Source organism: Kineococcus siccus (genome assembly GCF_009906795.1).
Lineage (GTDB): Bacteria > Actinomycetota > Actinomycetes > Actinomycetales > Kineococcaceae > Kineococcus > Kineococcus siccus.
This window is the reverse complement of the sequence record NZ_JAAALN010000013.1, coordinates 19,599-40,081: the sequence shown is the minus strand read 5'-3', so window position 1 is coordinate 40,081 and position 20,483 is coordinate 19,599. Positions and strand designations below refer to the sequence as shown.

Below are 20,483 nucleotides of genomic sequence, written 5' to 3'. Positions count from 1 at the left end.
GTGGTGGACGGCTGACGGGACACGGGGAGGACCTCTCGGGACGCGGGCGCGCGCGGGGAGCAGGGCAGCGCGACGGGAGCAGGGGGTCGCCCGGCGGGCGGCACGGGGCCGCGCGCGCCGGACGGGACGCCGGCGCCTTGCGGGCGGCGGCGTCGGTGGCGCAGGAGCAGGGGTGGAACGGGCGCGTCAGCCCTGACAGGTCCCGCCGGCCGTGCGGCGCAGGTCGAGGTGCAACCGCCGGGAGAGGTGCGTCACCACGGGGGCGACGGGTGGTGCGGAGCGCTGGGCGACGACGAGCTGGACCACGGGACTCCTCCATCGGCTTGGCGGTAGCACCAACCCCGGGGGGCGGTTGCTGCGGCGTCGTCGAGCCAAGTCTCTCGGCCGCTCTGGATGGTGGAGCCAGTGGACGCCACCGCCGGGGGCGGTGTCAAGCGCTTCACTCAGGTGGGCGCGACGAGGGGCTCAGCGCACCCGGCGCACGCGGATCGGCCCCTTGGCCGTCGAGGGGTCGACGACCCGCCCGCCCTGCGTGATCTCCGCCTCGCCCGCGACGACCATCCGGCGCGCCGCGGCCCGCGCGGGTTCCATGAGGTCGCGCCAGTCCTCGCCGCCCACGGCGCGGGCGACCTCGCTGGGGCACACGGTGGCCGCAGCCGCGCGCGCGGCGAGCAGCTCGCGCAGCGCGGCGTCGAGGGAGGCATCCACGCCGGCCCCGGCGCCCTTGGAGCGGCGCCGGCAGGCGTCGGAGCAGTAGCGGACCTCGTCCCAGCTCCGCTCCCACTTCTTGCGCCAGGTGATCGTGCGGCCGCAGACCGCGCAGTCCTTGGTGGGCAGCACCGTCGCAGCTGACCACTGCGCGCGGCGAGCCGCAAGCGGGGTGGCACGCCGGGCGACCGCCCCTTTCTCCCGAACGCCCCGCTCGGTCGTCACCCGAATGGCACCATCGACTACATGCTGCGACGACGCTTCACCGCCCTGCTCGGCCTGCTCACCGCGGTCCCCGTGGCGCTGACGACCGCCGCGGCCACCCCGGCCGCCGCGGCGCCGGCCCCGGGCCTGCGCGTCGCGGCCGCGACCGTGACGACGTACGCGCCCGCCGAGACGCGGCCCATGGTCGAGGACTGCTTCGCCGGGCGCAGCGCCGCCAACTGCGGCTTCGGCGTCGTCGAGCTCACCCTGACGGGCTTCGACGCCTTCGGCGGCGTGCCCGACTGCGCGGAGGTCTACACCGAGGCGTGCGACCTGCCCGTCGCCGAGGTGGCCGCGGCGATCGGCACGCGCGTCGAGGTGGTCGTGCGCTGCGGCGGCGAGTGGCTGCCCCGGGTGCGCACGGTGCGGGTCACCACCGACCCCGGCTCGCAGCAGCGGGCCTCGCAGGTGGGGCCGTGGAACCGCGTGGACAGCGACACGGCGAGGATCAGCGCCGAGTTCACCCTGCCGCCGCCCAGCGCCTTCGGCGCCTGCGCGGCCGGCAAGCCGGTGACGTTCCTCGGGGCCGTGGCCCGCCGGGTGACCGTCGCGTGGACGAGCCCGGCCGGGACGGTGCCCGCCGGGCACGCCACGATCGCGGGCGTCTACCGGTTCGCCGGCACGCGCTGAGCCTCGCCGGGCGGCGCGTCCTCCAGCGCCACGAGGTCCCACGTGCGCGCGTGGTTCGGCGCCGTCGCCGAGCAGGTCAGCCGGTGCGCCGGCGCGCGTCCCTCCCGGACCACCGCGACGAGGGCGGTCCCGGCCGCCTCGACGTGCACCCGCCAGGTCCCGTCGTCGCCCGCGACCGGTTCCGCCCGCACCGCGCGGAAGCCGTCGACGGCGTCCAGGCCCCGTGCGCGGCGCACCAGCACGTCGGCGGCCTGGACGAGCACGGGGTCGCACGTGCGGCCGCGCAGCAGGTCCACGAGCACGCGGTCCTCGCGCAGGGCCGCGAGGAGGTCCGGGGCGTCGGCCGGCCCGACCCGCCCGTGCAGCACGCCGCTCGGCAGCGCGAGCACCGACGCCGCGAAGCGGTCCCCGCCCAGGTGCGAGCACTCCCAGACCAGCTCCGGGGCCAGCTCGGCGAGCGCCGCGGCGACCGGACGACCCCGCACCGCGCAGCACCAGTCTTTGCGGCCGTGCGTGCAGACCAGCAGCAGCGGCTCCGCGTGCGGGCGCCAGCCCGCCTCCGCGGCCACCGCGTCGGCGAGGTCGGTCACGGCCGCGCGGCGGGTCAGGACGCCGGCACCGCCGCGGCGGGAGTCCACGAGGAAGACGCGCCGGTCGGCGCCGGGGTCGCGCCGGGCGGCGTCGGGACGGCGCACGAGCAGCAGCTTCACCCCGCGCGCGGCGGCCGCGGCCCGCAGCGCGGTGGTCACCCCGTCCCCCAGGCGCGAGGACGGCACCCCGCCGTCGCCCCACGGGCCCGGCTCCTCCACGAGGAGGTAGCCGCGCACCGTGGTGGCCGTGCCGAGGAGGGGCTCGCCGTCGCCCTGCGACCTCGCGGCGCAGGAGAAGCGCTCCCCCGGCGGGTCTGCGGTCAGGCTCAGCTCGGCTCCCCCGCGGCGGGGAGCAGGACGTGCTCGCGCACGAGCCGGCGCAGCAGCACGACCGCGTCCCCCACGTCGACGGCGGGTGCCGCGGCGGCGACCTGCTCCGGAGACGTCGTGGCGCTGTCCAGGACGTGCTCGAGGGCGGGGCGCACCCAGCCGGGGAAGGTCACGCGGCGGTCGGGCAGGACGAGCTCCGCCACGTCGGGCCCCCCCGCCAGGCGGGCCCGCAGGCCGCGGCGGCGGCGCAGGGGCGTGTCGGCCGCCAGGGCCCGCGCGGTCGCGTCCTGGGCGAGCGGGCCGACGGGCTCGGCGGGGACGGCCCCGGCGCGGCGGCGTTCGACGAGGCGCCGGACCGCGGCGTCGTCGAGGGACTCCAGCCAGCGCGCGGCCGCGGCGCGGAAATCCGCCACGTCGAGGTCCCCGTCGGGCAGCGGCAGCGCCCGGCGCAGCGCGACGTCGTCGTGCCCCGCGGCGGCCACGGCGTCGGTGAGGACGTCGGCCCACGTCGTCGCGAGCAGGCCGATCGTCAGGTGCACCGAGCGGTCGTCCGCCGTGCGGGCCGAGTGCAGCCAGCCGCGCGGCAGGTACAGCGCGTCCCCGGGTTCCAGGACGGTGTCGACGACCGGGGCGCGCCCGGCCACCGGGTCCGGGCCGAGCATCGTCGTCGGCTGCGACTTCAGGGGCAGCTCGACGACGGGCGGGTGGATGGTCCAGTGCTTGCGGCCGGCGACCTGCAGCACGACGACGTCGTGCGTGTCGTGGTGGGGCTTGAAGCCCTGCGCGCCGGGCGGGGTGACGTAGACGTTGACCTGGCACTGGTGCCCGAGCTCCGCGGCGAGCTCGCGGCAGAACGCGGCCAGCGGCGGGTGCGTGCGGTGCAGGGCCTGCAGGACGATCGTCGCGCCGTCGGCGTAGGCGCGGGCGATGCCGTCGCTGTCGGGCAGGTCGCTCAGCTGCTGGTTCCCGGCGACGGCGCGGCGCGTGAACGTGCTGCGCGGCAGGCCGACCCCGTCCTTGACCAGGGTGAAGAACGGGGTGCGCAGCGCCCGCGGCCCCAGCAGCTCGTCGACCGCGGCCGGGGAGAGCAGGTCGTCGACGTCCGTCGCGCCGCCCTGCGCGGCGCGGTCCGCGGCGCGCACGAGGAGCGGCCGGGTGTTCCAGTGCTCCGTCGCCAGCCGCGCGGCGGCGTCGCCGAAGCAGCGGGTGAGGGCGGTGACGGGCACCGCCCCCGCGACGTCGTCGGCGGGGGCGGTGCGCGGGGTGGTGAGCGTCACGCGCCCGCGGAGTCCGCACCGGCGGGGTCGGAACCCGCCGGGTCGACCTGCGTGGAGTCGCTGTCGCCCGCGTCGGAGTCCCCGCCCTCGCCGCCGGCCGGGTCCGAGCCCGCCGGGTCCGAGCCCGCGGGGTCGACCTGCGTGGCGTCGCTGTCGCCGGAGTCCGCGTCGCCGCCCGTGGTCTGGGCCGACGTGCTGGTCGTGGTGATGTCGTCGTCGCTGAGGTTGCTCATGGGCGCCAGCTTGGCACCACACCTCGCGTCCGGCACGCCCGCCCCCGGCGGGGGCGGGCGGTCCGGGCGGCGGGGCGTCAGCGGGCGGCGGAACCCTCGACGTAGTCGCTGTCGTCCGTCTTCACCCACGCCATGAGCTTGCGCAGCTCGCGGCCCGTGGCCTCGATGGGGTGCACCTCGGCCTCGGCGCGCAGCCGCTTGAACTCCGGCGCGCCCGCGTCCTGGTCGTCGATGAAGCGCTGCGCGAAGGTGCCGTCCTGGATGTCCTTGAGGACCTCCTTCATGCGCTCCTTCACCGAGGCGTCGATGACCCGCGGGCCGGAGACGTAGTCGCCCCACTCCGCGGTGTCGGAGACGCTCCAGCGCTGCTTGGCGATGCCGCCCTCGTACATGAGGTCGACGATGAGCTTGAGCTCGTGCAGGCACTCGAAGTACGCGACCTCGGGCTGGTAGCCGGCCTCGGTCAGCACCTCGAACCCGGTCTGCACGAGGGCGGACGCGCCACCGCAGAGGACGGCCTGCTCACCGAACAGGTCGGTCTCGGTCTCCTCGGTGAACGTCGTCCTGATGCCGCCTGCGCGCAGACCGCCGATCGCCTTGGCGTAGGCCAGCGCGAGGTCCCACGCGGTGCCCGACGGGTCCTGCTCGACGGCGACGATCACGGGGACGCCGCGGCCGTCGACGTACTCGCGGCGCACCAGGTGGCCCGGGCCCTTGGGGGCGACCATGACGACGTCGACGTCGGCCGGGGGCTTGATGTAGCCGAACCGGATGTTGAACCCGTGGCTGAAGAACAGCGCCTTGCCCGCGGTGAGGTTCGGCTCGATCGCCTCGGCGTACAGGCCGCGCTGCAGGTGGTCGGGGACGAGCACCATGATGACGTCGGCCTCGGCCGCCGCCTCGAACGGCGTGAGGACCCGCAGGCCCTCCTCCTCGGCCTTGGCGCGGCTCGTCGACCCCGGCTTCAGGCCGACGCGCACGTCGACACCGGAGTCGCGCAGCGACAGCGCGTGCGCGTGCCCCTGGCTGCCGTAGCCCAGGACCGCGACCTTCTTGTCGGTGATCTTGGACAGGTCGGCGTCGTCGTCGTAGAACATCTGCGCCACGGGTGCGTCTCCTCGGGGGTTGCGGTGGGTGCGGGAAGGGGGGCGGTCAGGCCGAGCGCAGGGCCCGGTCGGAGATCGCGCGGCCGCCGCGCGCCAGCGCGACGGAGCCGGACTGGACGAGCTCGCGGATCCCGAACGGTTCCAGGACCCGCAGCAGCGCGGCGAGCTTCTCGGGGCTGCCGGTGGCCTCGACCGTGACCGCGTCGGGCGACACGTCCACGACGTTGGCGCGGAACAGCGCCACGGTGTCGACGACCTCGCCGCGGGCCGAGGAGTCCGCCCGGACCTTCACGAGCAGCAGCTCGCGCTGGACCGAGGACTCGTCCTCGAGCTCGACGATCTTCAGGACGTTGACCAGCTTGTTGAGCTGCTTGGTCACCTGCTCCAGCGGCTGCGACTCCACGTCGACGACGATCGTCATGCGGGAGATCTCGCTGCGCTCGGTCGGCCCGACCGTGAGCGAGTGGATGTTGAAGTTGCGGCGCGCGAACAGCGACGTCACCCGCATGAGGACACCGGGACGGTTCTCGACCAGGACGGAGAGGGTGTGCTGGGACATCAGGAGATCACCTTCGCCGGGCCGGACTCGTTGTCGCCCTCTTCCTCGCGGTCCCACACGGGCGACATGCCCCGGGCGTACTGGATCGCGTCGTTGCTGACGCCGGCCTCGACCATGGGCCAGACCATCGCGTCGCGGTGCACGCGGAAGTCGACCACGACGGGCACGTCGTTGATCGCCATGGCCTTCTCGATCGTCGCGTCGACGTCCTCGGGCTTGTCGCAGCGCAGCCCGACGCAGCCGTAGGCCTCGGCGAGCTTGACGAAGTCGGGGATCGGCGCGGCGTGGGTGCCGTGGTGGTCGCCCGAGTTCAGGTCGGTGTTGGAGTAGCGCTCGGAGTAGAAGAGCGTCTGCCACTGCCGGACCATGCCGAGGCTGGAGTTGTTGATGATGGCGATCTTGACCGGGATCCGGTTCAGCGTGCAGGTCGCCAGTTCCTGGTTCGTCATCTGGAAGCAGCCGTCGCCGTCGATGGCCCAGACCACGGTGTCGGGCATGCCGACCTTGGCCCCCATCGCGGCGGGCACGGCGTAGCCCATCGTGCCGAGACCGCCGGAGTTCAGCCACGTGCGCGGCTTCTCGTACTTCACGAACTGCGCCGACCACATCTGGTGCTGGCCCACGCCCGCGACGTAGATCGCGTCCGGGCCGGCGATGGCGCCGATGCGGGAGATGACGTGCTGCGGCGCGACGGTGCCGTCGTCGGAGTCGGCGTAGCCCAGCGGGTAGGTCTCGCGCCACGCGTGCGTCTGCGCCACCCAGGGCGCGATGTCGGCGCGGCCGCGCTCGAACTCGGCGGCGAGGGCGGTGGTGAGCTCGGCGATGACGAGCTTGGCGTCGCCCACGATCGGGACGTCCACGGCCCGGTTCTTGCCGATCTCCGCGGGGTCGATGTCGGCGTGGATGACCTTGGCGTCCGGGGCGAAGCTCGAGAGCAGGCCCGTCACGCGGTCGTCGAAGCGCGCGCCCAGGGTGATGAGCAGGTCCGACTTCTGCAGCGCCGTGACGGCCGCGACCGTCCCGTGCATGCCGGGCATGCCCAGGTTGTTCGGGTGGCTGTCGGGCAGCGCGCCCCGCGCCATCAGGGTGGTGACGGCGGGGATGCCGGTGAGGTCGGCCAGGGCGGTCAGCTCGTGCGCGGCGTCGGCCTTGACGACCCCGCCGCCGACGTACAGCACGGGCCGCTCGGCGGCCGCGATCATGCGCGCGGCCTCCTTGACCTGCTTGCCGTGCGGGCGCGTCACGGGGCGGTAGCCCGGCAGGTCCACCGCGGTCGGCCACGTGAACGACGTGCGCGCGGTCAGCGCGGACTTGGCGACATCGACCAGGACGGGCCCGGGGCGGCCCGTCGCGGCGAGGTGGAACGCCTCGGAGATCACCCGCGGGATGTCCGCGGGGTCCGTCACGAGGTAGTTGTGCTTGGTGATCGGGATGGTGATCCCGGTGATGTCGGCTTCCTGGAAGGCGTCGGTGCCGATCGCGGCGGCGGCGACCTGGCCGGTGATCGCGACCATCGCGACGGAGTCCATGTTCGCGTCGGCGATGGGCGTCACGAGGTTGGTCGCGCCGGGTCCGGAGGTCGCCATGCAGACGCCGACCTTCCCGGTCGCCACGGCGTAGCCCTCGGCGGCGTGCCCCGCGCCCTGCTCGTGGCGCACGAGGATGTGGCGCACGTGCGGGGAGTCCATGAGCGGGTCGTAGGCCGGGAGGATCGCCCCGCCCGGGATCCCGAAGACGACCTCCACGCCCACGGCCTCGAGCGAGCGGATCAGGCTCTGCGCGCCCGTCAGCGACTCGACGGGCAGCAGGGGGTCGAAGGGCAGTCCTTCGGTGGTCTGCGCGTTCGGCATCTCGGTGATCCTCCTCAAGCGGTGCGGCGCTGTCGCCCTCGTGGTCGTGCCGTCGGTGCGCCGGCCGCAGGCTGCCGGACGCGAAAAGACCCCTCCGCCCGTGGGTGGGTCGAGGGGTCGCGCGCTCGGCGGAGACGGCTCAGCCGGCGCGCTGTCCGATGGCTACGAGGTTCCGCATGGCCTCGACGGTAGACCCCGCCGGCCGAGAAGTCAGCCGGCGATCCCTCCCGTCTCACATGCTGGACGACTTGTCCACGACCCGGACACCCCTCCCCGGAACGTCAGATGCAGACCGCGCCGACCGAGGCGGGCTGGACCTGCTTGGCGTACTTGGCCAGGACCCCGCGCGTGTAGACGGGGGGCAGGGGCGCCCACCCGTCGCGGCGGGCGGTCAGCTCGGCCTCGTCGACGAGGACCTCGAGCGTCTTGCCCGCCACGTCGAGGCGGATCCGGTCGCCGTCGCGGACGAAGGCGATGGGGCCGCCGTCGACGGCCTCGGGCGCGACGTGCCCGACGCACAGGCCCGTCGTGCCGCCGGAGAAGCGGCCGTCGGTCATCAGCAGGACGTCCTTGCCGAGGCCCGCGCCCTTGATCGCCCCGGTGATCGCGAGCATCTCGCGCATCCCCGGACCGCCCTTGGGGCCCTCGTAGCGGATGACCACGACGTCCCCGGCGGAGATCGTGCCGTCCTCCAGGGCGTCGAGCGCGGCCCGCTCGCGCTCGAAGACGCGGGCCGTGCCCTCGAAGACCTCCGAGTCGAAGCCCGCGCTCTTCACGACGGCCCCGCCCGGGGCGAGGTTGCCCGTGAGCACCGTGATGCCGCCGGTCTTGTGGATCGGGTTCTCCAGGGCGCGCAGCACGACCCCGTCGAGGTCCGGCGGCGCGATGTCGGCCAGGTTCTCCGCCATCGTCTTCCCGGTCACGGTCAGGCAGTCCCCGTGCAGCAGGCCCGCGTCGAGCAGGGCCCGCATGACGACGGGGATGCCGCCGATCCGGTCGACGTCGACCATGACGTGGCGCCCGAAGGGCTTGAGGTCGCCCAGGTGCGGCACGCGGCCGGCGATCCGGTCGAAGTCGGCCAGGGTCAGGTCGACCTCGGCCTCGTAGGCGATCGCGAGCAGGTGCAGCACGGCGTTCGTGGAACCGCCCAGGGCCATGACGACCGCGATGGCGTTCTCGAACGCCTCCTTGGTGAGGATCTGGCGCGCCGTGATGCCCGTGGCGAGCAGGTTGACCACGGCCTCCCCCGAGCGGCGCGCGTACCCGTCGCGGCGGCGGTCGGTCGCGGGCGGCGCGGCGCTGCCGGGCAGCGACATGCCCAGGGCCTCGGCCGCGGCCGCCATGGTGTTCGCGGTGTACATGCCGCCGCAGGCGCCCTCGCCCGGGCAGATCGCGCGCTCGATGGTGTCCAGGTCGCCCTTGCTCATCAGCCCGCGCGCGCACGCGCCGACGGCCTCGAAGGCGTCGATGAGCGTGACCTCGTGCTCGCTGCCGTCGGAGAGCTTCGCGCGCCCGGGCAGGATCGTGCCGGCGTAGAGGAAGACGCTCGCGAGGTCCAGGCGGGCCGCGGCCATGAGCATGCCGGGCAGCGACTTGTCGCAGCCCGCGAGCAGGACCGAGCCGTCGAGGCGCTCCGCGCTCATGACGGTCTCGACCGAGTCGGCGATGACCTCGCGGCTGACGAGGGAGAAGTGCATGCCCTCGTGGCCCATCGAGATGCCGTCGGACACGGAGATCGTGCCGAACTCGAGCGGGTAGCCCTGCGCCGCGTGCACGCCGTCCTTGACGGCCTTCGCGAGGCGGTCCAGCGAGAGGTTGCAGGGGGTGATCTCGTTCCAGCTGGAGGCCACGCCGATCTGGGGCTTGACCCAGTCGTCGTCGCCCATGCCGACCGCGCGGAGCATGCCGCGCGACGCGGTGGCCTCGATGCCGTCGGTGACGGTCCGGCTGCGGGGCTTGATGTCCACCCCCGGGTCCGCCTCGCCCGGGGCCCGCCCGGCCGCGCGGCCCGGAGCTGACGCGGTGGTGCCGGGGCCGGCCTGCTGCGGTGCGGGGGTGTCGACGCTCACGCCCGCAGTCTAGGACGGCACCCGCGCCCGGCGGACCGTTGACCCCGGCCACCCCCGCGCCTAGGCTCGCTCGCGTCGTGAACGTTCACGGCCCCTTCCCCCTGGAGTTCCGCATGGACACCGAAGTCCGCTGGGCCGTGCTCGGCCCCGGCGCCATCGCCCGCCGGTTCGTCTCCCAGCTGCCCGCGAGCCGCGGCGGCCGGCTCGTCGCGGTCGGCAGCTCCGACGCCGCCCGGGCGCAGGCGCTCGCCGGCGAGACCGGCCCGGACGTGCGCAGCGGCACCTACGAGGAGGTCCTGGCCGACCCCGGCGTCGACGCGGTCTACGTCTCGACCGTGCACACCACGCACGCCCGCCTCGCCCTGGCCGCCGTCCGCGCCGGCAAGCACGTCCTGGTCGAGAAGCCCCTGGCGCCCAACGCGGGCAGCGTCATGGCCGTCGTCGACGCGGCGCGCGCCGCGGGCGTGACGGTCGTCGAGGCCTACATGTACCGGTTCCACCCGCAGACCCGGAGGCTGCTGCAGCTCGTGGCCGAGGGCGCGATCGGCGACGTCACCCACGTCGACGCGAGCTTCGCCTTCTCCACCTCCTCCCCCACCGGGCGCCTGTTCGACCCGGAGCTCGCGGGCGGCGGCATCCTCGACGTCGGCGGCTACCCCGTCTCGATGGCGCGGGCGATCGCCGGCGCCGCGACGGGCCGGCCGTTCGCCGAGCCCACGGGGCTGACCGCGGCCGGCACCCTGGGCGAGACGGGCGTCGACGAGTGGGCCACCGCCACGCTGACCTTCGCGAGCGGCCTGACCGCGACCGTGCGCTGCGGCGTCCGCCTGGCCGAGGCGGAGACCGTCACGGTCCACGGCTCGAAGGGCTCGATCTCGCTGGCGGACCCGTGGACGATCCGGGAGAACACCGCCCTGACGCTGACCGTGGTCGGCCAGGAGCCCCAGGTCCTCGACTTCGCGCCGAGCCGGGAGAACCGCCCGTACGCGCTGGAGGCCGACGCCCTCGCCGACGCGGTCGCCGCGGGCGGCGACGCCCCGCAGAACTCCCTCGAGGACAGCCTGGGCACGGCCGTCGTGCTCGACCGCTGGCGCGCCGCCCTCGGGCTGCGGTTCCCGTTCGAGGCCGAGACGGCGGACGTCCCCACCGTGTCGGGCCTGCCGCTCGCGGTCGCCCCGGACCACGTCATGCCCTACGGGCGGATCGAGGGCCTGGGCAAGCCGGTGTCGCGGCTGGTGATGGGCTGCGACAACCAGCCCGACCTGGCGCACGCCTCGGCGATCTTCGACCACTTCTTCACCGCGGGCGGCAACACGTTCGACACCGCCTGGCTCTACGGCGGCGGGGTCTACGAGGAGCGGTTCGGGCGCTGGGTGGCCAACCGCGGCATCCGCGACGACCTCGTCGTCATCGTCAAGGGCTGCCACACCCCGCACAACGACCCGGAGTCGCTGTCGCGCCAGCTGCTGGAGTCCCTCGAGCGCCAGCAGCACGGCTGCGCCGACATCTACATGATGCACCGCGACAACCCCGACGTCCCGGCCGGCGAGTTCGTCGACGTCCTCAACGAGCACGTCGACGCGGGCCGCATCACGGTGTTCGGCGGGTCGAACTGGTCGCCGGAGCGCGTCGACGAGGCCGACGCCTACGCGAAGGCGAACGGCAAGCGCGGGTTCTCGGTGCTCAGCAACCACTTCGGCCTCGCCGAGGCCTACGACGTCCCGTGGGCGGGGTGCCGGCACGTCACCGACGCCGAGTCCAAGGAGTGGCTGCGGCGCAAGCAGATCCCGCTGCTGCCGTGGTCCTCGCAGGCCCGCGGGTTCTTCGCGCGCGCCGACGAGGCGGACCGCAGCGACGCCGAGCTCGTGCGCTGCTACTACAGCGACGAGAACTTCGAGCGCAAGCGCCGCGCGGAGCAGCTGGGCGCCGAGCTGGGGGTCCCCGCGACGGCCGTCGCCCTGGCCTTCGTGCTGGCGCAGCCGTTCCCGACCTTCCCGCTGTTCGGGCCGCGCACCATCGCCGAGGCCCGCTCGTCCATGACGGGGCTCACGGTGACCCTCGACGAGCGCCAGGTGGCGTGGCTGGACCTGCGGGACTGACGGTGCCTCCCGGCCCGGGGCCGGGCACCCCGCCGCGGCCCGCGACGATCAAGGACGTCGCGGCCGCGGCGGGGGTGTCCCGGCAGACCGTCACCCGCGCGGTGAACGCCATGCCGGGCATCAACGACGCCACGCGCGAACGGGTCCTGGCCGCGGCGCGGGAGCTGGGCTACCGGCCCTCGCGCTTCGGCCGCGGCCTGGTCGTCCCGCCCACGCGCACGCTGGGCCTGCTCGTCGAGGACCTCACGAACCCCTACTACCCGGAACTCGCCTCGGCCGTGCTGCGGCTCGCGGCGCAGGCCGGGTGGAACGTCGTCCTGGCCGAGCGGGCCTGGGCGGCCGACGCCGCCCCGGCCGAGCGCTTCGGCGCCGAGGTCGACGCGGTCGTGAACTTCACGGCGCGGCCCGTGCCCGGGCGCTCAGACGGCCTCGCCGAGCTGCCGCTCGTCGAGATCGACCCGGAGAACCGCGAGAGCGCGCAGGGCCGCGTCGACCTCGACATGTCCGCCGCCGTCGTGGCCGCCGTGGCGCACCTGCACGAGCGCGGTGTGCGCCGCCCGGTCGTCCTGGACCTGCCGCACGGCAGCACGCGGGCGGCCGCGTTCGTCGCGGCGTTCGCGGACCGCGGCACGTCCGCCCGGCGCGCCCCGACCGCGACCACCGACCTGGCGGGGGGGCTGGCGACGGCCGAGCGGGTGCTGCGCGAGGTCCCCGACGTCGACGCCCTCGTCGCGTTCAACGACGTCACGGGGTTCGGCGTGCTGCGCGCGCTGCGCCTGGCGGGGGTCGACGTCCCCGGCCGCGTGCGGGTGCTCGGCATCGACGGGCTGGCGATCGGCAGCTTCGTCACGCCGCGCCTGACCACGCTCGCCCTCGACGTGCCGCTGGTCGCCCGCACGGCGCTGGAGGTGGTGCTCGCGCTGCACGCGGGGACCCTCGCGCCCGGTGAGCCCGGCACGCACCGGCGCATCCCCTACCGCCTCGACGTGGGCGAGAGCACCTGAGCGCGCCCCCTAGAGTTCCACCGCTCGCGCGGCGGTCGCCGCGACGACGAGGACGGGGGACGCGGGATGGCAGGGTTCGGCTGGCGGCTGCACGGGGACGGCCGGACGGTCCGGCCGGGTGCGGTGGTGGCGCCCGAGGAGCGGCTCAGCTGGTCGCGGACCGTCGGGATCGGCCTGCAGCACGTCGTCGCGATGGCCGGGTCGACGATCCTCGTCCCCGCGATCACGGGTTTCCCCGCGTCGACGACGCTGTTCTTCTCCGCCGTGGGCACCGCGCTGTTCCTGCTCCTGACGCGCAACCGGCTGCCCAGCTACCTGGGTTCCTCGTTCGCGTTCATCGCCCCGCTCCTGGCCGCCACCGCCTCCGGTGGCCCGTCGGTGGCGACGGGCGGGGTCCTCGTGACCGGCCTGCTGCTGGCGGCGGTCGGTCTCGTCGTGCACCGCGCGGGGACGCGCTGGATCGAGGCGGCCATGCCGCCGGTCGTGACGGGCAGCGTGGTGGCGCTCATCGGCCTGAACCTCGCCCCGGCGGCGTGGGGGTCGTGCGACCCGGTCGTCGTCGACGGCGTGCTCGGGCAGGGCCCCTGCACGGGGTTCCGCTCCGATCCCGTGACGGGGCTCGTCACCCTCGGCGTCGTCCTCGCGGTGGGCGTGGTGCTCCGCGGCACGCTCGGCCGGCTGTCGATCCTGCTCGGCGTCCTCGCCGGCTACCTGTTCGCCCTCGCGCGCGGCGGTGTCGACCTCGACGGCGTGCGTTCGGCGGCCTGGGTCGGCCTGCCGGAGTTCACGGCCCCGGCCTTCGACGCGGGGGCGCTGGTGCTGTTCCTGCCGGTGGTGCTCGTCCTCGTGGCCGAGAACGTCGGGCACGTGAAGTCGGTGGCGGCCATGACCGGGCGCGACCTGGACGCGCTCACCGGGCGGGCCCTGGTCGCCGACGGCGTCGCCACCACGCTCGCCGGGGCCGGCGGCGGTTCCGGCACCACCACCTACGCCGAGAACATCGGCGTCATGGCGGCGACGCGGGTCTACTCCACGGCGGCGTACTGGGTCGCGGCCGCGACCGCGCTGCTGCTGAGCGCCTCACCCAAGGTGGGTGCCCTCGTCGCCTCCGTCCCCGACGGCGTGCTCGGCGGGGTGGCGACGCTGCTCTACGGGATGATCGGCGTCCTCGGCGCCCGCATCTGGGTCGCGAACCGCGTCGACTTCTCCCACCCCGTGAACCTCGCCCCGGCCGCCGTGGCCCTCGTCGTGGGCATCGCGGACTACACGTGGTCCCCCGGCGGCGGGCTGCAGTTCTCGGGGATCGCGCTCGGCACGGCCGCCGCGATCGGGCTCTACCACCTCATGCGCGTCGTCTCGGCCGCCCGCGGGACGGCCGGGGACCCCACGGTCCCCGCGGACGCGGCGCCCACCGCCTGAGCGCGGCGACGTCAGCGGCCCGCGGCGGCCTGGGCGTGGACGCCGTCGCGGCCCGCGCGCTTGGCCCGGTACAGGGCCTCGTCGGCGGCGGCGTAGAGGTCGACGGGCCCCTGCCCCTCGGCGGCGGCCGCCACGCCGACGCTGACGGTGACGGGCACCTCGTGCCCCGCCCACCGGGGCGGGCGGACCGCGAGGCGTCGGCGCAGCTCCTGCCCCGAGCGGACCGCCTGCTCGAGCGTCGCCGACGACAGCAGCACCGCGAGCTCGTCACCCCCCAGGCGCGCGACGAGGCCCGGGGCGGGGAACACCTCGCGCAGCAGGCGGGCCACGTGCTGCAGCACCTCGTCGCCCGCCGGGTGCCCGTGCGCGTCGTTCACGCGCTTAAAGTGGTCGACGTCGACGAGCAGCAGGACGGCACGGCCGCCCGGCGCCCCGCCCGCCAGCGCCGCGTCGGCCGCCCGGTCCAGGACGCGGCGCGTCGCCAGCCCCGTGAGGGAGTCGACCGCGGCCCGGCGCTCGAGCTCGGCCACGACGGCGTCCTCCCGCTCGCGGGCCCGGAGCAGCACCGCGCCCACGACGGCGAGGGTGGCCCCGACGCAGGCGACGTCGGTGACGGCCCGGTCCAGCGGCAGCAGCGCCAGGACGATCACCGCGTCGGCGGCCAGGACCTGCGCGAGCACGAGCCAGCACGCCGTGCGGCGCAGCTCGCGGGCGGCGTAGAGGACGGGCCAGAGCAGGAAGGACTGGGCCGCGGCGCTGGCGTCGGAGGTGGTCAGGGCCAGGGCCGTCGTGGCGGCGACGAGCTGCGTGGGGACGCTGAACCAGAACAGCGCCGGCAGCCACGCGGGGGCCCGCAGCTCGACCACGCCGACGGCGACGAGCCCCACCCCGAGCGCGAGCGCACCCCCGCGGCTCACGGCCGTGGGCGTGAAGCTGGGCACGGCGAAGGGCAGGACGAGCAGCACGGCCGCGCCGACGAAGGCGAAGACGCTGGCGGAGCGGGCCGCCGACTCGAGGTCGCGGGGCGCCAGCGCGGCTGGGAGTCCCATGTCAGGGGAGTCGGCGCGGGCTGCGGGTCACCTGAGGGCCTCTCACCCGTCCGCAGGACCGCGGGTGCCCGCGCGCACCACGTTCAGCGGCGGGTCACCCGCCACCAGCCGCCCGAGCTGCTCGCGCAGCAGCGCGACCGCGCGCGGCCGGAACGCTGAGGTGTTGCCGCCCACGTGCGGCGTGACGAGGACGCCCGGCGCGCTCCACAGCGGGTGACCCGGCGGCAGCGGCTCGGGGTCGGTGACGTCGAGGGCCGCGCGCAGGCGGCCCGCGGCCAGCTCGGCGACGAGGTCGTCGGTGACGACGACGGGCCCGCGGGCGACGTTGACCAGCAGCGCGCCGTCCGGCATCGCGGCCAGGAAGGCCGCGTCGACGAGACCCCGCGTGGCGTCGGTGAGGGGGCAGGCCAGGACGACCAGGTCGTGGCGCGGCAGCAGCCCGGGCAGCTCCGCCGGGCCGTGCACGCGCGTGCCGTCCTGCTCGCGCGCGCGCGAGCCCACGGCCGTCACCGCCACCTCGAAGGGCGCCAGGCGGGCCGCGACCTGCCGTCCCACGCCGCCCCACCCCACGACGAGGGCGCGGCGGTCGGCCAGCGACGGCCGGCGGGCGGCGGCCCAGTCGCCGGCCGCCATGCCCCGCGCCGCGTCGTCGAGCCCGCGCAGGGACGCGATCGCCAGGCCGACCGCGAGCTCCGCGGTCGAGGCGTCGTGCACCCCCGCCGCGGTGGCGAGGGCGACGCGGCGGGGCAGCTGCTCGGCCACGCCGTCGTAGCCGTTGGTCAGCAGCTGCACGAGGCGCAGGTCCGGCAGGGCGGCGAGCGCCTCGCGCAGCGGCGGCAGCCCCAGGTAGGGCGGGACGACGACGTGCGGCGACGGGCCCGCGGGGACGCGCGTGCAGTCCCAGACCGTGAGCGTCGCGCCGGGCACCTCCCCCACCGCGGCCACCCACGACGCCGAGGGCAGGCTGACGACGAGGGGCGGGGCCGGGCGCGCGTCGGACGTCACCCCGCGCACGGTAGCGACCCGCGGGGGCCGCGGGTGAGGATGAGGCATGCGTCCTCCCGCGACCACCCGCAGCAGCGCCGCCCGCGGACCCCTCGCGGGGCTGGCCGTCGCGGCCCTCCTCGCCGGCTGCTCCGACGCCGGGTCGACGTCGGGCACGGGGGCGGTCGCCTCGCCCAGCGGCAGCCCGTCGTCGGTGTCCGCGACGACGTCCGCCCCGCCCCCGACCTCGCCCTCGCCCTCGGCGACGACCGCCCCGGTGGCCACGGCGACGGGGACCCCCGGCGCGCCGCAGGACATCACGACGGGGCTCGACGTGCCGTGGGACCTGGCGGTCCTGCCCGACGGGACCGCCCTCGTGACGCTGCGCGACAGCGCCCGGGTGGTGCAGGCCGGGCCGGGAATCCTGAACCAGGTGCCGTCGACGGGGGACGACGGCGAGGTGCCCGGCGTGGTGCCCGGCGGCGAGGGCGGCCTGCTGGGCATCGCCCTGTCCCCCACGTTCGGCCAGGACGCGCAGGTGTTCCTGTACTTCACGGCGCGCGAGGACAACCGCGTCGTCCGCTTCACCTTCGCGGACGGCCGCCTGGAGGACCCGGTGCCGGTGCTGACGGGCATCCCGAAGAACTCCACCCACAACGGCGGCCGGCTGCGCTTCGGCCCCGACGACCTGCTGTACGTCGGCACGGGGGACGCGCAGGACCGCCCCGCGGCGCAGGACGTGAACTCCCTGGGCGGCAAGATCCTGCGCATCACGCGCGACGGCGGGGTGCCCGAGGGCAACCCGTTCCCGGGCTCGCGCACGTGGAGCCTGGGCCACCGCAACCCGCAGGGTTTCGGGTGGGACTCCACGGGCCGGCTGATCGCGGCGGAGTTCGGGCAGGACCGCTTCGACGAGCTGAACGTCATCCGCGCGGGCGGCAACTACGGCTGGCCCGAGGTCGAGGGCGCCGGCGACGGCGGCGGCCGGTTCGTCGCCCCGGCGCGGACGTGGACCACGGACGAGGCCTCGCCCAGCGGGCTCGCGGTGACGCCCGACGCGGTGTACGTCGCGGCGCTGCGCGGGCAGCGGCTGTGGCGGGTGCCGCTGAACCCCGACGGCCCGACGGGAACCCCCGACGCCTACCTCGACGGCACGCTGGGCCGGTTGCGCGCCGCCGAGGTCGGCCCCGACGGCAGCCTCTGGGTCCTCACGAGCAACACCTTCCGGGGCGAGGCGCGGGCCGGCGACGACCGGCTCGTGAGCGTCCCGCTGGGCTGACCGTAGGCTCGCCCCGACGGCAGCGGGAGCAGCCTGCCGAGGACCCGAGGAGCACACCATGGTGGACACGCACGGACAGCGCCTGAAGCTGGGCTACAAGGCGTCCGCCGAGCAGTTCGGCCCGGGTGCGCTGACCGACTTCGCCGTGCAGGCCGAGGACCAGGGGCTGGACTCGGTGTGGATCTCCGACCACTTCCAGCCGTGGCGGCACGAGGCGGGGCACGCGCCCTCGGCGCTCGTGTGGCTCGCGCACGTGGCGGCGCGCACGTCGCGCGTGCAGTTCGGGACGAGCGTCATGACCCCGACCCTGCGCTACAACCCGGCGGTCGTCGCGCAGGCGTTCGCGACCCTGGGCGTGCTGCACCCCGGCCGCCCCATCCTGGGCGTGGGCACCGGCGAGGCGCTCAACGAGACCGCGGTCGGGTCGATCTTCCCCGAGACCAAGGAGCGCTTCGCGCGGTTGCGCGAGGCCGTCAAGCTCATCCGCACGCTGTGGACCGAGGACCGCGTCGAGTTCGAGGGCGAGTTCTACTCGCTGCACAACGCGACCGTGTACGACAAGCCCGACGTCCCCGTGCCGATCTTCGTGGCGGCGGGCGGGCCGGGCGTGACGAAGTACGCGGGGCGCGCGGGCGACGGGTACATCTGCACGTCGGGCAAGGGCATGGACCTCTACAGCCAGACGCTGCTGCCGGCGCTGGAGGAGGGCCTCGCCCTCGCGACCCGCGAGGTGCCCGCCTTCGAGCGCACCATCGAGATCAAGCTCTCCTTCGACGAGGACCCGGACCGGGCGCTGGAGAACTGCCGGTTCTGGGCGCCCCTGTCGCTGTCCGCGGAGCAGAAGCACGACGTGCACGACCCGGTGGAGATGGCCCGGCTCGCCGACCAGCTGCCGATCGAGCAGGTGGCCAAGCGCTGGATCGTCTCGGCCGACCCCCGGTTCGTCGCCGACCGGGTCCAGGAGTACGTCGACGCCGGCTTCACCCACCTCGTCTTCCACGGCCCGGGCCACGACCAGTCGCGCTTCCTGGACCAGTTCACCCGGGACGTCGTGCCGCTGATCCGCCAGGGCTGACGCCCCGCCACCACATCCACAAGAGCTCTTGTACAAGAGCTCTTGCCGCCCTACCCTCGCGCCGTGGACCAGACCCGCGCCGTGCGCCTGACCGACCCCGCCGTCATGCGCGTGCTGGCGCACCCGACGCGCCTCGCCCTGCTCGGCGAGCTGCGCAGCGAGGGCCCCGCCACCGTCGGCGCGCTCAGCCGCGCGCTCGACGAGGCGCCGGGCTCGGTGAGCTACCACCTGGGCCGTCTCGTCGACGCCGGGCTCGTCGCGGAGGCGCCCGGCCTCGCGCGCGACCGGCGCGAGCGCTGGTGGCAGGCCCTGCACCAGATGACCACGGTGGAGCCGACCGACTCCCTCGACGACCCCGAGCGGCACGCGGCCTCGACCGCGCTGCGACGCGAGTTCGCCCGCCGCTACGCAACCGTCCTCGAGGAGCACCTGAGCGCCGAGGCCTCCCTGCCTCGCGAGCTCGTCGCGGCGTCGACGACCGGGGACCGGCAGCTGCGGCTCACGGCGGCCGAGCTGCGGGAGCTGTCCGGGGAGCTGGAGGCGCTCGCCGACCGCTGGCAGGCCCGCTCCGACGCGCCCGCGGCCGACGGGCGGGGAGCCACGCACCGCGTCGCCCTGATCCACGCGGCCGTGCCCCGCGTGCGGCGGTGAACCGCCCGACCGGGCCCCGGTGGCGGCTGCGCTGGCTGCTGACCGCGCACACCGTCAGCGCCACCGGCAACACCGCGACGCTGATCGCCCTGCCGCTCTACGTCTACGCCACGACGGGCAGCCCGGCGCTGCTCGGCGTCCTCGGGGCCGCGGCCGTCGCGCCCGTCGTCGTCGGGGGCGTCTTCGGCGGCGTCCTCGTCGACCGCTTCGGCTACCGCCGCACGAGCGTGGTCTCCGACGCCGTGGGGGCCGTGACGATCGGCGCGGTCCCGCTGCTCGCGGCGACGACGGGGCTCCCCTTCGCCGTGCTCATCGCCCTCGTCGTCGCGACCGGGCTGCTGGACACCCCCGGGCAGGCCGCGCGGCACGCGATGCTGCCCGAGCTGGCCGACGAGGCCGGCGTCCCGCTGGAGCGGGCGACGGGCTGGATGGACGCGGCCGAGCGCGCGGCGCGCCTGCTGGGCGCTCCCGCCGCCGGGGGGCTCGTCGCGGCCGTCGGCGCCCCCGTCGTCCTCGTGCTCGACGCGGCGACCTTCGTCGTGGCCGCGGTCCTGGTCGCCGTCACCGTGCCGGCGCTCGCGCGAGCCACGACGGCCGGCGCGACGGAGGAGGCGGGCGGGTGGCGGGGGTACCGCCGCGACCTCGCCGAGGGCCTCGTGTTCGTGCGCCGCGACCGCCTGCTGCGCGCGATCGTCGCGATGATCGTGCTCACCAACGCCTTCGACGCGGCGTGGAGCAGCGTCGTCCTGCCCCTGCACGCCGCGCGGTCCCTCGGCGGTGGCGGCGCCCTCGGCCTGCTGGTGGGGGTCTTCGGCGCGGGCGCCGTCGTGGGTGCGGTCGTGTTCGGCGCCGTCGGGGCGCGGTTCTCCCGGCGGTCCGTCTTCGCGGTGGCCTTCCTGCTGGCCGGCGCCCCGCGGTTCCTCGTCCTCGCCGCGCAGCCGTCGCTCGCGGTGCTGCTCGTGGTGCTGGGCCTCGCCGGGGTCGCGGCCGGGGCGCTCAACCCGATCCTCGGCGCGGCACAGCTGGAGCGCGTGCCCGCCGCGGCGCGCGCCCGCGTCGCCGGGGTGGTCGGCGCGGGCGCCTGGGCCGGCATGCCGCTGGGGACGCTCGCGGCCGGGCTGTGGCTGGACCGCGGGTCGCTGACGACGCTGCTGCTCGTCCTCGGCGGGGCCTACCTGCTCGTGACCCTCCTGCCCTTCGTCGCCCCCGCCTGGCGCGAGCTGGACCGACCGGGTGACGACCGGGGCTCAGGGGCTCCGGAACGGTCGCTGCCGGCCGATGGAGGACCGCGGTGACAGCTCACCGCG

Annotated in this window: 18 protein-coding genes and 1 riboswitch; of the genes, 8 read left to right on the top strand and 10 right to left on the bottom strand. The window is 75.7% G+C overall.

Translation table 11 applies throughout. The annotated features are described in order from the left end of the window. Positions 1-312: 312 nt before the first annotated feature. Positions 313-400, bottom strand: a riboswitch (SAM riboswitch). Positions 401-465: 65 nt separating this feature from the next. Beyond that, complete coding sequence (locus GTR02_RS03495) at positions 466-840, bottom strand: DUF3253 domain-containing protein (protein ID WP_166606090.1); 375 nt, start codon at positions 838-840, stop codon at positions 466-468. Between the two features lie 114 nt (positions 841-954). Between GTR02_RS03495 and GTR02_RS03490 the strand changes: the two genes are divergently transcribed. Further along, on the top strand, positions 955-1,602 hold the full coding sequence (locus GTR02_RS03490; protein WP_166606089.1) for a hypothetical protein: 648 nt from the start codon (positions 955-957) through the stop codon (positions 1,600-1,602). On the opposite strand, the gene GTR02_RS03485 is transcribed toward GTR02_RS03490, so the two are convergent. The 7 genes from GTR02_RS03485 to ilvD all read right to left on the bottom strand — a co-directional run bounded on the left by GTR02_RS03485 (position 1,578) and on the right by ilvD (position 9,514). Then, positions 1,578-2,429 carry a sucrase ferredoxin gene (locus GTR02_RS03485; RefSeq protein ID WP_166606088.1) on the bottom strand — a complete coding sequence of 284 codons (852 nt, stop codon included), beginning with the start codon at positions 2,427-2,429 and terminating at the stop codon, positions 1,578-1,580. The genes GTR02_RS03490 and GTR02_RS03485 overlap by 25 nt on opposite strands. Before the next feature lie 89 nt (positions 2,430-2,518). Beyond that, positions 2,519-3,799, bottom strand: coding sequence for a JmjC domain-containing protein (locus GTR02_RS23635; RefSeq protein WP_166606087.1), 1,281 nt, complete (start codon positions 3,797-3,799; stop codon positions 2,519-2,521). Then, positions 3,796-4,032: a hypothetical protein gene (locus tag GTR02_RS03475; RefSeq protein ID WP_166606086.1), complete on the bottom strand. Its 237-nt coding sequence runs from the start codon at positions 4,030-4,032 to the stop codon at positions 3,796-3,798. Before GTR02_RS03475 ends, GTR02_RS23635 begins: the two co-directional genes overlap by 4 nt. Before the next feature lie 77 nt (positions 4,033-4,109). Next, a complete protein-coding gene (ilvC, locus tag GTR02_RS03470; protein WP_166606085.1) occupies positions 4,110-5,138 on the bottom strand; it encodes a ketol-acid reductoisomerase in 1,029 nt (342 codons plus the stop codon). A gap of 46 nt (positions 5,139-5,184) precedes the next feature. Next, positions 5,185-5,697: an acetolactate synthase small subunit gene (gene ilvN, locus GTR02_RS03465; protein WP_166606084.1), complete on the bottom strand. Its 513-nt coding sequence runs from the start codon at positions 5,695-5,697 to the stop codon at positions 5,185-5,187. Next, positions 5,697-7,547: an acetolactate synthase large subunit gene (locus GTR02_RS03460; protein WP_166606083.1), complete on the bottom strand. Its 1,851-nt coding sequence runs from the start codon at positions 7,545-7,547 to the stop codon at positions 5,697-5,699. Before GTR02_RS03460 ends, ilvN begins: the two co-directional genes overlap by 1 nt. 281 nt (positions 7,548-7,828) lie before the next feature. Continuing rightward, positions 7,829-9,514 (bottom strand): dihydroxy-acid dehydratase, encoded by a 1,686-nt coding sequence (gene ilvD, locus GTR02_RS03455; RefSeq protein WP_166606094.1) that lies wholly within the window; start codon positions 9,512-9,514, stop codon positions 7,829-7,831. 215 nt (positions 9,515-9,729) lie between these two features. On the opposite strand from ilvD, the gene GTR02_RS03450 reads away from it, so the two are divergent. From GTR02_RS03450 to GTR02_RS03440, 3 genes are all read left to right on the top strand, one after another. Further along, complete coding sequence (locus tag GTR02_RS03450; RefSeq protein ID WP_166606093.1) at positions 9,730-11,715, top strand: aldo/keto reductase; 1,986 nt, start codon at positions 9,730-9,732, stop codon at positions 11,713-11,715. A 2-nt stretch (positions 11,716-11,717) separates the two neighbouring features. Then, complete coding sequence (locus tag GTR02_RS03445; protein ID WP_205708558.1) at positions 11,718-12,719, top strand: substrate-binding domain-containing protein; 1,002 nt, start codon at positions 11,718-11,720, stop codon at positions 12,717-12,719. A gap of 66 nt (positions 12,720-12,785) precedes the next feature. Next, a complete protein-coding gene (locus tag GTR02_RS03440; RefSeq protein ID WP_166606082.1) occupies positions 12,786-14,138 on the top strand; it encodes a uracil-xanthine permease family protein in 1,353 nt (450 codons plus the stop codon). An 11-nt stretch (positions 14,139-14,149) separates the two neighbouring features. On the opposite strand, the gene GTR02_RS03435 is transcribed toward GTR02_RS03440, so the two are convergent. Together GTR02_RS03435 and GTR02_RS03430 are read right to left on the bottom strand one after the other, a co-directional pair. Further along, positions 14,150-15,187, bottom strand: coding sequence for a GGDEF domain-containing protein (locus tag GTR02_RS03435; RefSeq protein WP_166606081.1), 1,038 nt, complete (start codon positions 15,185-15,187; stop codon positions 14,150-14,152). Positions 15,188-15,229: 42 nt separating this feature from the next. Next, positions 15,230-16,192 (bottom strand): 2-hydroxyacid dehydrogenase, encoded by a 963-nt coding sequence (locus GTR02_RS03430; protein WP_338073548.1) that lies wholly within the window; start codon positions 16,190-16,192, stop codon positions 15,230-15,232. 46 nt (positions 16,193-16,238) lie between these two features. Between GTR02_RS03430 and GTR02_RS03425 the strand changes: the two genes are divergently transcribed. The 4 genes from GTR02_RS03425 (at position 16,239) to GTR02_RS03410 (ending at position 20,471) form a co-directional block, all read left to right on the top strand. After that, positions 16,239-17,450, top strand: a complete 1,212-nt coding sequence (locus GTR02_RS03425; protein WP_166606079.1) for a PQQ-dependent sugar dehydrogenase — start codon at positions 16,239-16,241, stop codon at positions 17,448-17,450. A gap of 58 nt (positions 17,451-17,508) precedes the next feature. Then, positions 17,509-18,525, top strand: coding sequence for a glucose-6-phosphate dehydrogenase (coenzyme-F420) (gene fgd / locus GTR02_RS03420; protein ID WP_166606078.1), 1,017 nt, complete (start codon positions 17,509-17,511; stop codon positions 18,523-18,525). A 63-nt stretch (positions 18,526-18,588) separates the two neighbouring features. Beyond that, positions 18,589-19,176: a helix-turn-helix domain-containing protein gene (locus GTR02_RS03415; protein ID WP_166606077.1), complete on the top strand. Its 588-nt coding sequence runs from the start codon at positions 18,589-18,591 to the stop codon at positions 19,174-19,176. After that, positions 19,173-20,471, top strand: coding sequence for an MFS transporter (locus tag GTR02_RS03410; RefSeq protein ID WP_166606076.1), 1,299 nt, complete (start codon positions 19,173-19,175; stop codon positions 20,469-20,471). The genes GTR02_RS03415 and GTR02_RS03410 overlap by 4 nt, the downstream gene beginning before the upstream one ends. Positions 20,472-20,483: the final 12 nt, after the last annotated feature.

Coding starts and splice junctions, on each gene's coding strand:
- GTR02_RS03490 (WP_166606089.1), top strand. CDS start 955: ATGCTGCGACGACGCTTCACCGCCCTGCTCGGCCTGCTCACCGCGGTC.
- GTR02_RS03475 (WP_166606086.1), bottom strand. CDS start 4,032: ATGAGCAACCTCAGCGACGACGACATCACCACGACCAGCACGTCGGCC.
- ilvN (WP_166606084.1), bottom strand. CDS start 5,697: ATGTCCCAGCACACCCTCTCCGTCCTGGTCGAGAACCGTCCCGGTGTC.
- GTR02_RS03460 (WP_166606083.1), bottom strand. CDS start 7,547: ATGCCGAACGCGCAGACCACCGAAGGACTGCCCTTCGACCCCCTGCTG.
- GTR02_RS03450 (WP_166606093.1), top strand. CDS start 9,730: ATGGACACCGAAGTCCGCTGGGCCGTGCTCGGCCCCGGCGCCATCGCC.
- GTR02_RS03440 (WP_166606082.1), top strand. CDS start 12,786: ATGGCAGGGTTCGGCTGGCGGCTGCACGGGGACGGCCGGACGGTCCGG.
- GTR02_RS03435 (WP_166606081.1), bottom strand. CDS start 15,187: ATGGGACTCCCAGCCGCGCTGGCGCCCCGCGACCTCGAGTCGGCGGCC.
- GTR02_RS03425 (WP_166606079.1), top strand. CDS start 16,239: ATGCGTCCTCCCGCGACCACCCGCAGCAGCGCCGCCCGCGGACCCCTC.
- fgd (WP_166606078.1), top strand. CDS start 17,509: ATGGTGGACACGCACGGACAGCGCCTGAAGCTGGGCTACAAGGCGTCC.